The organism is Rhodoferax sp. (genome assembly GCF_028689295.1).
Taxonomy (GTDB): domain Bacteria; phylum Pseudomonadota; class Gammaproteobacteria; order Burkholderiales; family Burkholderiaceae_C; genus Rhodoferax.
Genome location: NZ_JAQTWL010000001.1, coordinates 69,289 through 83,097, shown reverse-complemented (window position 1 = coordinate 83,097; position 13,809 = coordinate 69,289). Strand labels below are relative to the sequence as shown.

General features: G+C 60.2%; 11 protein-coding genes, 1 tRNA gene and 1 pseudogene. 3 read left to right on the top strand and 10 right to left on the bottom strand.

What is annotated here, in order from left to right; genetic code table 11:
* Positions 1-12: 12 nt before the first annotated feature.
* From PHF15_RS00445 to PHF15_RS00435, 3 genes are all read left to right on the top strand, one after another.
* Positions 13-3,891 carry a translocation/assembly module TamB domain-containing protein gene (locus PHF15_RS00445; RefSeq protein WP_300117815.1) on the top strand — a complete coding sequence of 1,293 codons (3,879 nt, stop codon included), beginning with the start codon at positions 13-15 and terminating at the stop codon, positions 3,889-3,891.
* A 145-nt stretch (positions 3,892-4,036) separates the two neighbouring features.
* Positions 4,037-4,465: a large conductance mechanosensitive channel protein MscL gene (gene mscL / locus PHF15_RS00440; protein WP_300117813.1), complete on the top strand. Its 429-nt coding sequence runs from the start codon at positions 4,037-4,039 to the stop codon at positions 4,463-4,465.
* A gap of 60 nt (positions 4,466-4,525) precedes the next feature.
* Positions 4,526-4,600 (top strand) — tRNA-Arg (locus PHF15_RS00435).
* A 772-nt stretch (positions 4,601-5,372) separates the two neighbouring features.
* Here PHF15_RS00435 and PHF15_RS00430 read toward each other — a convergent pair.
* The 10 genes and pseudogenes from PHF15_RS00430 to PHF15_RS00385 form a co-directional block, all read right to left on the bottom strand.
* Positions 5,373-5,894, bottom strand: coding sequence for a hypothetical protein (locus tag PHF15_RS00430; RefSeq protein ID WP_300117811.1), 522 nt, complete (start codon positions 5,892-5,894; stop codon positions 5,373-5,375).
* 292 nt (positions 5,895-6,186) lie between these two features.
* The gene (locus tag PHF15_RS00425; protein ID WP_300117809.1) at positions 6,187-9,120 is read right to left on the bottom strand and encodes a DUF927 domain-containing protein; all 2,934 of its coding nucleotides are present in this window, start codon (positions 9,118-9,120) and stop codon (positions 6,187-6,189) included.
* Positions 9,121-9,129: 9 nt separating this feature from the next.
* Positions 9,130-9,633, bottom strand: a complete 504-nt coding sequence (locus PHF15_RS00420; protein ID WP_300117807.1) for a hypothetical protein — start codon at positions 9,631-9,633, stop codon at positions 9,130-9,132.
* A 19-nt stretch (positions 9,634-9,652) separates the two neighbouring features.
* Complete coding sequence (locus tag PHF15_RS00415; RefSeq protein WP_300117805.1) at positions 9,653-9,916, bottom strand: hypothetical protein; 264 nt, start codon at positions 9,914-9,916, stop codon at positions 9,653-9,655.
* Positions 9,916-10,227 carry a hypothetical protein gene (locus PHF15_RS00410; protein ID WP_300117803.1) on the bottom strand — a complete coding sequence of 104 codons (312 nt, stop codon included), beginning with the start codon at positions 10,225-10,227 and terminating at the stop codon, positions 9,916-9,918. The genes PHF15_RS00415 and PHF15_RS00410 overlap by 1 nt, the downstream gene beginning before the upstream one ends.
* Positions 10,224-10,454 (bottom strand): AlpA family phage regulatory protein, encoded by a 231-nt coding sequence (locus PHF15_RS00405; RefSeq protein ID WP_300117801.1) that lies wholly within the window; start codon positions 10,452-10,454, stop codon positions 10,224-10,226. Before PHF15_RS00405 ends, PHF15_RS00410 begins: the two co-directional genes overlap by 4 nt.
* Before the next feature lie 648 nt (positions 10,455-11,102).
* A pseudogene (gene radC, locus PHF15_RS00400) lies at positions 11,103-11,477 on the bottom strand (DNA repair protein RadC); the annotation flags it as partial.
* A gap of 294 nt (positions 11,478-11,771) precedes the next feature.
* Entirely contained in the window at positions 11,772-12,014 is a 243-nt protein-coding gene (locus PHF15_RS00395; protein WP_300117799.1) for a hypothetical protein, read from the bottom strand.
* Between the two features lie 134 nt (positions 12,015-12,148).
* Positions 12,149-12,418 (bottom strand): hypothetical protein, encoded by a 270-nt coding sequence (locus PHF15_RS00390; RefSeq protein WP_300117797.1) that lies wholly within the window; start codon positions 12,416-12,418, stop codon positions 12,149-12,151.
* 166 nt (positions 12,419-12,584) lie between these two features.
* Positions 12,585-13,790, bottom strand: coding sequence for an integrase arm-type DNA-binding domain-containing protein (locus PHF15_RS00385; RefSeq protein WP_300117795.1), 1,206 nt, complete (start codon positions 13,788-13,790; stop codon positions 12,585-12,587).
* Between the last annotated feature and the right edge of the window lie 19 nt (positions 13,791-13,809).

Sequence of the window (13,809 nt, the reverse complement as noted above, 5' to 3'; positions counted from 1 at the left end):
ACTGTTGCACCGATGAACGCCCTGCGCCTGAGCCTGAAACTTCTGATCGCTGCACTGATCGCCCTGATGGCGCTCACGGGAGCGTTGTGGCTGTGGACCGGAAGTGACAGCTCGCTGGCCACCCTGTTGATGCGGCTGCAGCGTTTTCTGCCGGCCGGGCAAACGCTGGAGGCCAAAGGCGTGCAGGGCTCGCTGCGCACCGGCGGCCATATTGACTGGTTGCGCTGGCGCCAGGGCGAGCTCAGCGTGGAAGCCAACGACATCGGTGTGGCCTGGACACTGGCGCCGATGTTCAACAAGCAGCTGCGCTTGAGCGAACTCAGCGTCGGATCATTGCTCATTGATGACCAGCGCAGCCAGTCCAGCACGGCACCACTCACGGCGCCCGATAGCCTGCGGCTGCCGATCACGGTGGATGTGCCGTTCGCGGTGGCCAGCCTCCGCACCACCGGCGCCGTGCCGCTGCAAGCCTCGGAGGTCAGCGGTCACTACATTTTTGAGAACGATCTGCATCGCCTGGAAAAAGGCCAGCTGCGGATGGCATCGGGGAGCTACCAAATCGACACTGAACTCCAGGCCGTGGCGCCGATGGCGCTGAAGCTGCAGCTTCATGGCGTGGTGCAGACCACCCTGGCGTCCAGTCAGCAGCCCTTGACGGTCGCAGCCGATGCGCAACTCACGGGTGCGCTGGCCAGCCCTGATGCCACGCTGACGCTAACGGCAAGTTTGAAGCCCGAAAGAGCCGCTGGTCCGGCCTCGCGAGGCAGTCAATCTGAAGCCATGCAAGCGGATGTATCGGCGCAAATTGCCCCCTGGCAAGCCCAGCCGCTGACTCAGGCGAACGCCCGCTGGCAGGCATTGAATCTGGCCGCGCTTTGGACTCAAGCACCGCAAACACAGCTCAGTGGAGAAGCCAGCGTAGCCCCTGCAGGCCAGGGCTGGCAGGGCAAGGTCAAGCTGGCCAACGCCCTGGCCGGCCCGTGGAACCAGCAACGACTGCCACTCGACAGCTTGCAGGCCGATGTCACTTTTGAGCAGGCCCAGTGGACGCTGCAAGCCGTGCAGGCCACCGGCGCTGGCGGCAGCATCGCCGGCGCGGGCCAATACCAGGCCGGCCAGTGGCAGGGCCAGGCCAGCCTGCACCGCATCAACCCGGCGGCCCTTGACTCGCGCTTGGCCAGCGCCGCCATGGCGGGTGAGCTAAAAGCCACGCAAACGCCCCAAGGCCTGAGTTTCAGCGCGCGACTGGCAGACGCGCCCAAGCAAGGCAAGCTGCGCCAATCGAGCCCGCCGCCTGACAGCCTGCAAACCCTGCAACTCCAGAGCCTGCAGGCTGAAGGCGTGTGGGCGGCCCCCATATTGACGTTCACGCAGTTGCGCATCGACGCGCTGGACGCCCATGTTGAAGGCCAGTTGGCCTACAACCTCAACACCCAGGCTGCCGACGGTCACCTGGCGATGAGCTTGCCCGGCTTGCAGGGCGCGATCGACGGCCAACTGGCACGCAACGACGGACAAGGCACGCTGACGCTCGACCTCAGCGATGCCACGCTTGCCAGCCAGTGGCTCAAGCGCTGGCCTGCTGTTGACTCGGCGCTGCAAGGCCGCCGCTTGCAAGGCAGTTCCCGGCTGGAAGCCCGCTGGCAGGGCGGCTGGCAGCAGCAGGGCCGCGCCCTGCGCATCGATGCCAGCTTGCGCGCACCACAACTCGGCTGGCGCAACAGCCAAAGCAGTCAGGCTGTACAGGCTAGCGCGCCCGTTGATGGGCGTCTGCGGGACCTGCAAGTGACACTGTCCGGCACCCTGCCCGCGCTCGAATTCAGCACCCGGGGCCGGGCTGACCTCGGCACCCGGCAAATCGACTGGCAAGCACAGGCCAGCGGCGGACTGCGCCAGACCGGCCAGTGGCAAGGCCGCTTGAGCCAGCTCGAACTCACTGCCCAGGACAGCGCCCGCCCCGGCCAATGGTCGCTGCAAACTGGCACTGCGTCCAGCCAAGGCATCCTGCTGGACTGGCTGTCCACTGGTTTGGGCAACACGCTGACCGTGTCGGCGGGCAGCGCCCGGCTGCTTGGCCCGCAGAAGGGTGAGGCCATCCTGAGCTGGGAGCCTGTCGCGTGGACCCGGCGCCACGTCAAAACAGCTGCAGCAACGCCATCCCCAGCCCAATGGCAAAGCCGGGGCCAGATCATCAACCTGCCGCTGGCCTGGCTGGATGCCATCAGCAGCAAGACGCTGGCCGATCTGGGTCTGAGCAGCGACCTGATTTTGAGCGGGAGTTGGGATGCCAAGCAGACCGATGCCCTGCACCTGAGCGTAATGCTCGAGCGCAGCTCGGGTGACTTGCGCGTGCATGCAGCCGACAGCCTCCAGCAAGACCTGCCGGCCGAGATGCGCGAGGCCCGGCTCGAAGTCAATCTGGACGATGGCTACTTGTCGAGCAGCCTGCGCTGGGACAGCGCGCGAGCTGGCAAGGCGCTGGCGGCATTCAGCACCCGGCTTGCACCGCAGGCGCAGGGCTGGACCCTGGCCGGGAATGTGCCGATTGGCGGCAGCCTGAAGATTCAGATGCCGCCGGTCGATGCCTGGTCGGCGCTGGCACCGCCCGGCTGGCGTCTGCGCGGCACCATGGATGCCGACATCACCCTTAGCGGAACGCTGGATCTGCCCGAATGGTCGGGTCGCCTGCAGGCGCGCGACCTGGCGCTGCGCTCGGTGGTGGACGGCATTGATTTCAGCCAAGGGACCCTGAACGCCCGGCTGCACGGGCAGCAGATCGACATCGAGGATTTCACCCTGCAGGGGGCATCAAGCGGCAAGGGCAGCGGAAGCGATCAACTGGTCACGAGCGGGTCGATCTTCTGGCTGCCCGGCAACACCGAAGCCGATTTTTTGTCGCACCTGTCGATGGCTTTCGAGGTGCAGGCCAAGGCCCTGCGCCTGAGCAGCCGTTCCGACCGGCGCGTGGTGGTATCGGGCAAGGTTTCCGCGCAACTGAAGGATGCGCGCCTGACCCTGCGCGGCGCGCTTGCCGCCGACCAAGCCCTGATCACCTTGCCCGACGACAGCGCCCCGCAGCTGGGCGATGACGTGGTTGTGCGGGGCCTGCCCAGCACGGCGACCGCGCAGCCACAGGTCGTGCCGGCAAAAAAGACCGGCACAGCTGGTTCGCCCCGCCTTGTTTCCGACCTGCTGGTCACGCTTGATCTTGGGCAAGACTTTCAGTTGCGCGGCCGTGGCCTCGACACACGCCTGGCAGGCGAGTTGTCGCTGCATGCCATCGACAACGAGCCGCCCAACCTGACCGGCACCGTTCGCACGGTGCGCGGCACTTTCCGCGCGTATGGCCAGCGCCTGGACATCGAGCAAGGCGTGCTGCACTTTGTCGGCGCGTTCGATAACCCGATGCTCGACATTCTGGCGATTCGTCCCAAACTCGCCCAGCGCGTGGGCGTCCAGGTGAGCGGCACGGCGCTGTCGCCGGTCATTCGGCTCTATGCCGAACCCGAATTGCCGGAGGCCGAAAAGCTGGCCTGGTTGGTGCTGGGCCGCTCAGCCAGTGGCAGCGGTGGCGAGGCCGCCCTGCTACAGCAGGCGGCGCTGGCCTTGCTCGGTGGCAAGGGCAAGGGGCCGAGCACAAGTCTGATGGAGAGCCTGGGCCTGGATGAGTTGAGCTTGAAAGGCAATGGGGGTGACGACAGCGCCGCTGGCGCCACTGTTACCCTGGGCAAACGGCTCAGCAACGACTTTTACGTGGCATATGAGAGCGGCCTGGCTGGCACCATGGGCGTCTTCACCATCTTTTATGACTTGACCAGAAACCTCACATTGCGCGCCCGGACCGGCGAGCAAAGCGCAATGGATTTGATCTGGACTCGGCGCTACGACTGAAAATCCACGCCATCCGCAGATCGGGCACTTTCTGATACGCGCGCAGTGACGGCCCAGCCGGTGGCTTCCGGGTTCTGGTGTATGCTTTCGCTTGGGATGAGTTACCACAAAATCTGTTGTCCACTTCACTTAGCGAAAGGCTCAAATGAGTATCACATCTGAATTCAAAGAGTTTGCCTTGAAAGGCAATGTGGTCGATCTTGCGGTCGGTGTCATCATTGGTGCCGCATTCGGCAAAATTGTCGATTCAATCGTCAAAGATCTCATCATGCCGCTGGTTGGCAAGGCCGTGGGCGGTCTCGATTTTTCCAACTACTTTGTACTGCTTTCCGACCCGCCCGCTGCCTTCGCCGGACCGATGACCTATGAAGCGTTGACAAAGGCTGGCGTTCCGCTCTTCGCTTATGGAAACTTCATCACAGTGGCCGTGAACTTTGTGATCCTGGCATTCATCATTTTCCTGATGATCCGCCAGATCAACCGCATGAAGAAAGCAACGCCACCTGCGCCAGCACCGGCCACGCCGGAGGATATTGTGCTTTTGCGGCAGATTCGCGATTCGCTTTCAAAGTAAGGAACCCGGCGGTGTCATCAGGACTACCGCGGGTGGATTCACCGCCTAAAATCACGCCTTCTCGCCATAGCACAACGGATAGTGCGCATGCCTCCTAAGCGTGAAATACAGGTTCGATTCCTGTTGGCGAGACCACATTTGAAGCCGGAACGATTTTTTATCGTCCGGCTTTTTTCATTTTCCCTAGGGAAACCGCGTTTTGTCGTTCGGTAGCGTTCGGGTAAGTATGCCACGTTCCAGCAATATCGGGGGGTACATCTGGGGGTAGATTTTTTGAATTTGGGGGTATATTTTTGAAGATACCCGTTTCACCAATGGCAAGGGCTTCAAATCAGCACGCCATATACCCCCACTTTTGGGGGTATGAACCGGGGTGAATGGGGGTACAAGTGGCCAGATCAGGCCGGCCGGGGCTTCGCACCTGGTTCGCTCATGCTGGCCACCAGCTCAGGCCGGGCGCTGCGCAGTGGGTCGAGGTGGTGTGACTGTGCCGGGTGGTCACGGTCATGGCAGGGGCAGTGCAACGACACGGGGCAAACCACTCACATCAGGGGCATGGTGCTGGCCACCAGTTCACGCCAGGCAGTCAAGATGGGGCACACGTGCCAACGTGTGAAATGGTGAAGATCGCCTGCCGGGGCTTCGCACCTGGTGCGCTGTCGCTGGCCAGATCACGCCGGGCGGTCGTGGTGCCACGATGCAGGCGTTTGCACTGGATCGCGCCATGTGCCCCCATTTTTGGGAGCATCAATCGGCATAACTGGGGGCACAAGTGACAAGCCCGGCACTTGGTCAGGCTTCATAACCCCTTAGGGCAGGACTGGAAATAGCGGGCGCTCGACGCCGAATTCACCCCCGGTACGAAACCCCCTGGGAGTACCTTTTATTGAATGCGAACGATTCTCACTCACAGGGTGGATGCAGGCCAAACGCCATGACGAACGAGGTGTTTGGCTATCTCGTGCACGCGTGGCCACCGCTCGCTCAGGATGTTTAGCGCCGTCCGTTGGGCGAACGCATGGCCAGCACTTGAATGGTTTCCAAAGTCGGCGCGAAGCATATCGTTTGCGCGTTGATAGTCGGATGCCCATGGATAGAACAAAGGGCCAGTCCATACGCCGCCCGCAAAGATCAATTCGGCGATCACACCGCCATGGAACAGACTCGCGGCCATTGCTGTGATTTCGCTTGATTCATCCAGCGGCCCAACTGTGGCCCGGCCGGGATTGGTGCCGAAGTACGCCAGGCCACCAGTCGGGGTGATAGTGGCATTCGATTCACTGAAACCCAGCCACTCAAACATAACGATATGCCCGGCCTCGTGGTGGGCAAGTTTTTGAACGTCGGGTAGCGGTGCCGGGTAGGTTTGCCAGGGCCAGCAGCGCTTCAATGAGTTGGGATTTGGGGCGGGTATGACTTGTATTTTCATTCGGGTGGTGTGTTTTTTGACTGGGACAAGTGGGACAACTGGGACACCGTTGATTTCATTGGGTTTTTTTGTCCCAGTCGGGCATATTGCAACTGGGACAACTGGGACACTCATTTTTGATAACGTCCGCCGTCGTTCAGTCGGGGGCTTGTCTGGTGTCTGGTGCCTGAATTCAGCCAGTTTTTGCAGCGCGAAAAGAGTTCTACCGCCCGCCGCCCACACGCGGCCCGGCACACGCTCACGCGGGCTATGCGGTCACACGTTGGGTATGTGTTGGGCAGTGGCCAGGCGTTCATAAATCAAGATCAAAGATAGCGGGAGTTACCCGGTAGCACCACGACAAGCCAACACCGGGCAGGCGTGCCCTACAGTCAAACGAACGGCCGCTGTCAGGGGTCAGGCAGCCATGATCCAACAGCACGCGGGCAACTGCCTTGTAGTCAAAGCCTTGGCACACTTCAGCCCGGAACGTTTCAGCCAGGATGAAATATTCAAAGCTCACGCCTTCACCAAGGGCAGCGGGCATCCGGTCGCCGTACTCGGTTCCAAATTGGTTATTTGTCTTGATGGGTTCGCCGTCCGCGTTCAACATGCGCCGCACGCCTGCCCGTTGCAAGGTCTTGGGGGCGTGGTCATCACTGCCACGGTGCCACATGGCAAAGCGGCCTTCAGCGTGCAATTCAAGAAACCGCCGCACTTGTCGCAGCATGGCGAAAATTTCGCCGTTGCCATCGCCACCACGGGCAGCACGCCAGGCATTGAAGCAGACAGCGGCCGCCCGTTCGCTTTCCCCCGCTGGCCAGCCTGTCAGGCCCGCCGCCGTGGCCAGCTCACCCGCAGCGCCCACCAGCGCAAAGCGTGCCCCCACCCGTTCAACCTGCCCGCTCGCGTTGGGCGGGATCAGGCGGGCGGCTATCGCGTCCGCATGGGTGCGGATGGTGGTTTTCAGGGTGTCCGCGTGTTCGGTCAACCATTGCAGCCAGGCGCGGCCCGTGGCACCGTAAACCGCTTGGGCTTGCGTGTTTAAGTGTTTCGCAAACGCTGCACCGTTCGGGGCGCTGTGCAGGTTTTCAAAAACACCCAGCCCGGCCCCTGCATCGGCCGGAATGTGCGCCAGGCGGGTTTCCTGCCCGGCATTGGTTCGCTTTTGCGCCTCTGCCATGATGTCGGACAGTTTCTTTTCACCAGTGCTAAGAAAAATCAGCTTCCACCGTTGCAGTGGGCGTAGTGAAGCAGTTTGGCCTAATCTCTGCTTACCCTCGCCGTTTCCAAGCATGTAAACAACATCGCCGATCACGCGTGGTTCGACTTGCGAGATTTCGTCAAGGATCAAGATGCAGTCATTGTGCAGGGCTGCAACACCTTCAAGCCCGTTATCTGTCGCTTTCCAAGAGCGTTTAAAACTGGGTGCGCCGTAGATGCTGGCGGTCACATTTTGAACGGTAGATTTGCCGGAACTGCCATCGCCATGAATATGAAACCCGCCGCTTTCCATGCCCGCCGGGCGTAGCAGCGGCCCGCCAAAAGCGCAGGCCACCGCAAACACCAGCCGGGAATTCCCAATACACGCCAGCCCGACACGTTCAATCCATTGTTCGGGCGTGCCCTTGCTTCGGAACGTGTTTTCGATAGCGTGGGCACTCTGAAAAACAACACGATCTGCACTGTCCCCAATGGTTTCGCGGGGCAGCACAAAGGCGCGGCCGTGCCACCCGATGACATCGCTACAAACTGCAAATTCTTCAGGGTTTCGGGTTTGGAGAAACTGGGTCAACAAGTTTCGGGCGCGGGGAGTGGTCGAGATTCGTAAACCCAAATTCAGCAGCGTGGCTCGGAGTTCGCCGCCATCGCTGGCCAGCAGCCGGGCGGGCATGGCCCAGGTCTTTTGAATCCCCAGCGGATCAGCAAAGCCCAGCAGATAACCCCAGCCGCCGCCGTCCGTGTCACGGGTGCAGGCTTCCACGGTCAAGGGGCTGCAAATCCATTCGGGCGGTTTTCGGCGGCCGTCCGAATCAGCACCCGTAAACCACACGCCTTCAGCGTCAACCGTGAAGGGTTCATAGGCCCGGCCGCCATCGCCGGGGGCGTGGCCAGGCTGGCCAGCATTCGGCCCGCTGGCCTTGTTTGGCTTCGGGGTGGTGCGGTTGCCTTGCTTTGGGGCTTGCGTTGACTGTGCGGCCGTTTGCGCCGTTGTTTGCGCCGTCGCTTTTGCCGCCTGGTGCGATTGAATGGCGGCCTCGATTTGCAACCGCACCGCGTCAAGCCCGGCGGCCGCGTGTTTGTCGTTGAAGTCGCTGGCACCAGCGGGCAGGCCATCGGGGAACACTGCCAGGCCAGCCACCGCACGGGCGGCCGCCGTGGCCTTGTCACGGCCGGGATTGTGGCCAGTGCGGGCGTGGGTGTCGGTGTCATCATCGCCACAGATCACGATCAGCGCGGCCGGGTGCGCCTGGTGCAATGCCTTTGCCACATGGGGCAGGTTGCCCGCGTCAAACGCCACCGCCACCGGGCGGCCCGTGGCCTGGTGCACGCTGGCAGCCGTGGCGTAACCTTCAGCCACCAGCAGCACGGATGCCGCCGCCGGTTCACCGCACCAATGAAACAGCCCGGATTTGCGGCCACCCTTCAAAAACAGTTTGTCAGGGCCACCGCCTTTGGGCTTCGCTGGCGCAATGCGTTGCGCGTTCCACAGCACGCCGGGCGCGTCAATCATCGGGATCAGCAGGCAGCCATCGGGCGCAAAACGCACGCCATAGGCTTGAACGCCTTTGCGGGTCAGGTAGGGGCTTGAACCCGTTTCGCTGGCAGCCTGCCACAGTAGCGCGGCTTCGTTGCTGGCGTGGTTGTGGGCGGCTTGCTGTCGGGCTTGTTCGGCCTTTTGGTTTGCGGCCCGTTCGCTGGCCAGCCGTGCCACGGTCGCGGGATCTGGTTTTGCTGGCGCTTGGTCAGGCTTGGGCAGGGTGAACCCGTTTGATTTGGCTAGGTGCAACAGCGTGCCGATGCCAACGCCGCCGCCCGCCTTGATGCTCTGCCAGGTTGAACGCGTGGCCTTTGGGTCGAAACCGTCCGCTGTGGCGCTCCATTCGGTGAACAGTTCGCGGCCCGTGTCATCGGGGAATTCTGACTTGATCGCCATGCCCACCCGTGCCCATTCATCGCGGGCAAGGTTTGCCGGGACATGTTGCAGGGCGACCCGGATCAAGTCGGGGGTGATGGTGGTCGTCATCACGAAAGTTCAAAGCTCAATGCCAGCCTCTTCGGCGCTTTTTTGCAGCGCTTGGATTTGCCCTTGAACATCTTTGGCACGGGCGGTCAATTTATCAATTTTTGCAGTCCGTTCGGCACGCGGCAAACCTTCTTCGGGCCAGGGCATTTGCTCGATTGATTCAACAAGGAGTTTTTCAATTTGGTCGCCAAAAAGTGCACAAAGGGCACTGTCCATTTGACCGATTCCAACGTCGCCGGATTCGTGCCGGACAACACCTAAAAACCCGGCTTTGTAGGGCGGGATTTCGCCTAAATTGAAGTGATTCAATAAGCGGTCTTGCATTGCCGGCGCAAATTTCGAGGCAGATTCTTTGACCCAGGGGCCAACGGTTGCCAAAACATCTTTCCGGTTGGTTCGGGCGTTTTTCTCACGGGTAATTTCAGTCTGAATTTGCTGATATTCAACGGTCAGGATGCGGTGTTGCTCTTGGATTTTTTGAATGGATTTCGTGAGGAATGAAAAGTCAAACATGATGGTTCTTTCTAAAAAATTAACGAGTGGACTTCAGGGGCAAAGGGGTGATTCGGTACGTGCGGTTTTGCGAAAGCAAAGCACCATCTGGCGCGGTTGGCAGGCAGTCAAAAAACCCCTGAATCAAGGGATAGCTCGGTGCCGGGGTGTCGAAAATTTCAACGAAACCCACGACGATAGAGAACCGCAAAAAGTACGTGCGCTCATTGGCTTCAAGCACGGTTGGCAGGCTTTTGGCCAGGGCTTCACGGCTGGCGGCCAGTAGATCGTTTTGAGGCGCCATCAGATCGCACCTTGCGAAGTGCCACCACTTTCAACACCAGCCAAGGCAGGTACAGGGGGCACAAAGGCTTTGCGCAAATCGCCGGGCTGGCCTGGTTCAGACACCGCCAATAGTTCGCCCGTTTCAGGGTCGATTACCGACAACACGCCGGGCCATTCCAGCCGCACCAAAACGGCAGTGTTACCCGTGCCCATGCGCTTTTGAAACAGGGGGTTTTTGATGTGCAGCCGAGCGAAGGTCGCCGCCGAACGCAAGCGAATCACAGCGCCTTTCAAAGCCTGTTCTTTGAGGTGTTCAAGACCGTGGTTCATGACTGGCCCTTCGCGTCCGCCATGCGTTCGCTAATCCAGCGTTCTATGGTCGAAGCTGGCCAAACTACCGCTCTACGGGAAATTTTTAAGGCACGCGGGAACGCGGGCGGGGTGCGATTCATCATCTCGTAAATCGCGGATTTTTGAAGCCCAACACGTGCCACCACAGCGGGCAGGCGTAGCAGGGTTTCGGGAGGTCGTGCGGGTGTGTTTACTTGGGTTTTCATGGGTTTCCTTTGTTTGGGTTTCGGTATGATGCAATTGGAGGTGTCCAGTCTTTAAGCAAAAAAGCTGGAATATTTTTCAAACTTGGATTGCTTGGATTCGCTTGGATTCGCTTGGCCTTTCATGGTCTTGCCGGATCACACTGTCCCAAAAATCTCTGTGACTTAAAACCCCTTTATGTGGTTTTTTGGATCTTCTATGCCCACCAACTCACGCAAGGAAACAGTTCAAGCTAGGTGATCGGGGCGCGGTGTGGGTGTCGCCGCTCCAACATGCGGGGGGTGCACCTGGTCGAGGTGCCACGGTGGAGGCTTTGCGCCTGTTGACACTGACCACGACACGCCGGGCGGTCGAAGCGGTGTCGCTGGCCATCGACTCACGCCGGACAACAGTTCAGGCTAGGTGATCGGGGCGCGGTGTGGGTGTCGCCGCTCCAACATGCGGGGGGTGCACCTGGTCGAGGTGCCACGGTGGAGGCTTCGCACCTTTTGACACTGACCACGACGCGCCGGGTGGTCGAAGCGGTGTCGCTGGCCATCGACTCACGCCGGGCAACAGTTCAGGCTAGGTGATCGGGGCGCGGTGTGGGTGTCCCGCTTTTCGCCCTTGGGGGTCAGCCGTCGGGCTAGGCGTGGCAAAACTTTTGCAGGTTACAGCAAGCCCCGTTCGGCCATGCTCAGGGCTTCACTGGGGCCAACTATGACGTGATCCAACACCCGCACATCAACCAGCGCCAGCGCGTGTTTTAGGGTTTGTGTTAGGTCGTGATCGGCCCGGCTGGGTTGTACCGAACCGCTGGGGTGATTGTGGGCAAGTATCACGGCCGTGGCACCATGCGCCAGGGCAAGCATGACGACTTCACGGGGATAAACGCTCGTTTGTGACAGCGTGCCCGTGAACATGACTTCAAACGCAATGAAGCGGTTTTGTACGTCCAAAAACAGCACCGCGAAGCGTTCGGTTTGTTCGCCCGACATTTGCAACTGAAGGTAGGTTTTCACCGCGTCAGGCGTGGCGAACGTTGCCCGGTTCGTTGCCAGGCAGCGTCCCACAATGGCCAGCGCCTTATCAATCGCGTTGCGCTCACGCACTCGCAGCCCGTGCCGGAATGACAGCACACCAGCGCCCGCACCATAGGCGGGAATGCATTCGCTGGCCTTGGGGCTTGCACGCCGTGCCCGGCGGGGTGTTTTTGGTGTAGATTCCACAGCAGCCATTTTCAATCCTTTGGTGATTGTGATTGGTCAGGGGTCGGGCAGTGTGTCACCATTGCCCGGCCCCGTCTTTTTGCCCTGGTCAGATCGCGCCAGGGGTTCGCGTTATTCCTTGCTGGCGCTGTCTTTCGGCGGGACCAGATAGGCAGCACTCAGGCGCTTTATTTCAAGTAGTAGGGTCAAGTGCTTGAACACCCATTCCGGTATCGGAACACCTTCATTACGCCAGCGGCTAGGGGTGTTTCGGTGCAGGCCGGTTGCCCGGCAAAAATCGCTTACCTTCCAGCCCAGCGCCAGCAATGCGGTATCCAGTTCATCAAGGGTCATTTGCTTGTCCTTTGTTTGCATGGTTTGGAGTGTAGCGTTATTCCCGTTAATGTGCAATATACGTATAAAAAAGCACACTATTTAACATAACACCCGTCGTATGAAGTAGAGAAAATGAACAACTTTACGCACATTAACGGGAATATTCAATGATTTCATGCACTTGCAAACCTTATCCACTGTGCCCACTTTTTAGGCAGTTGGCAGAATGCTGGCGCTGCAAAAGTTATCCACAGGCGTTCGATTGACAGAAAACCGCCCTTTGCTGGCGCTGCACCGCCGCCGGGGATGGTTCCAAGGGGGAAACCCTTTGCGCTCATTTTTGCAAAAGCTCGCAGCGGCCCGGCAAAGCCCAGGGCGGCCCGGAAAGGGGGGCAGGGCAAGGGGGTAAAGGGTATGAATGATTGAATGAATTCTTTCATCATATAAAAGTGTCCTCACTTTGTCCTCAGTTTGTCCGCACTTTGTCCGCAGTCACCATTCGGCCGCTAACCCGCATGGTTGCTGGGTTTCGGCCGTTTGTCCTCAGTGTCCCAGTGTTTTCAGGATTCAGCAGCCTGGAAACGTGGCAAAGCGTGCCGGGAGTGGGCATCAGGCGGCCCGCTTTTTCATTTTCAACACCTTGCCAGTCTTGCGGCCGTCAAGGTAGTTCGCCCACCACTGCATCAGTTTGGCGCGGTCTTCAAGGTAGGTCGAACGATGGTAGGCAGCCCGCACGCCGTTTTTTTCCAAGTGGGCAAGCTGGCGTTCTATCGCGTCGGGGTTCCAGTTGCATTCATTGGCCACCGTGGAAAACAGCGCCCGGAAACCGTGGGCGGTTGCCGTGCCTTTGAAACCCATGTTTGCCAGGGCTGAATTGAAGGTGTTTTCGCTCAGGGGCTTGCTGGGGTAGGTTGGGCTGGGGAACACCAGCTCACGGCCGCCGCTCAGGGTTTGCATGGTGCGCAGCACGTCAAGGGCTTGGGTTGAAAGTGGCACCCGGTGCTCGATTTTCATTTTCATGCGCTCTGCCGGGATGATCCAAAGCGCCGCGTCAAGGTCAAATTCTGCCCACCGTGCCCCGCGTGTTTCGCCCGGCCGGGTTGCTGTCAGCATCAACAGCCGCAAAGCGTGAACCGTGTTGGGGTCGCCTTGGTAGGCTGCCAGTTTGGCCAGGAACGCGGGCAGGTCGCTATCAGCCAGGGCGGCCCGGTGCGTGACGTGCCGGGGCTTCAAGATTTCAGACGGCATCAGGTCAACCATCGGGTTTGATTCGATGCGCTCGTGGGTCACTGCCCAGCGGTAAACGGCTTTGATCCGTTTCAAAACCCGGTCCGCCTGTTCAGCAGCGCCACGGGCTTCGATTTTTTTGACGGCTGCCATGATTTCGCCGGGCTTGATGCCGGCAACAGGCCGGGCACCCAGCGCCGGGAAAATGTCCGCCTTGAGGGATGCCTCGATTCGGTCGTGTGTGATCGTTGCCCAGCGGGCGGCCTGGTGCGCCAGCCAGTCACGGGAAACCGCTTCAAGGGTGTTCGCGGTTTCGTGAACGATCTTGGCTTTTTCGGCCTTGCGTTGTGCGCCGGGGTCGCGGCCGTCGAGCAAGGTCTTTCGGGCTTCGTTGGCTTTGTCGCGGGCTGCCTTCAGGCTAACTGCCGGGTAGGTCCCAAAGGCTAAGAGTTTTTCTTTTCCGCCGAATCTGTACTTCAACCGCCAGTAACGCCCGCCCGCCTTGGTCAAATCTAAATAAAGGCCCCCGCCGTCGAAGTGTTTGCCGGGTTCGGTCAGGTTGCGCAGTTGGGCATCAGTTAGGGCCATGATGGGGGTATCCTTCGCG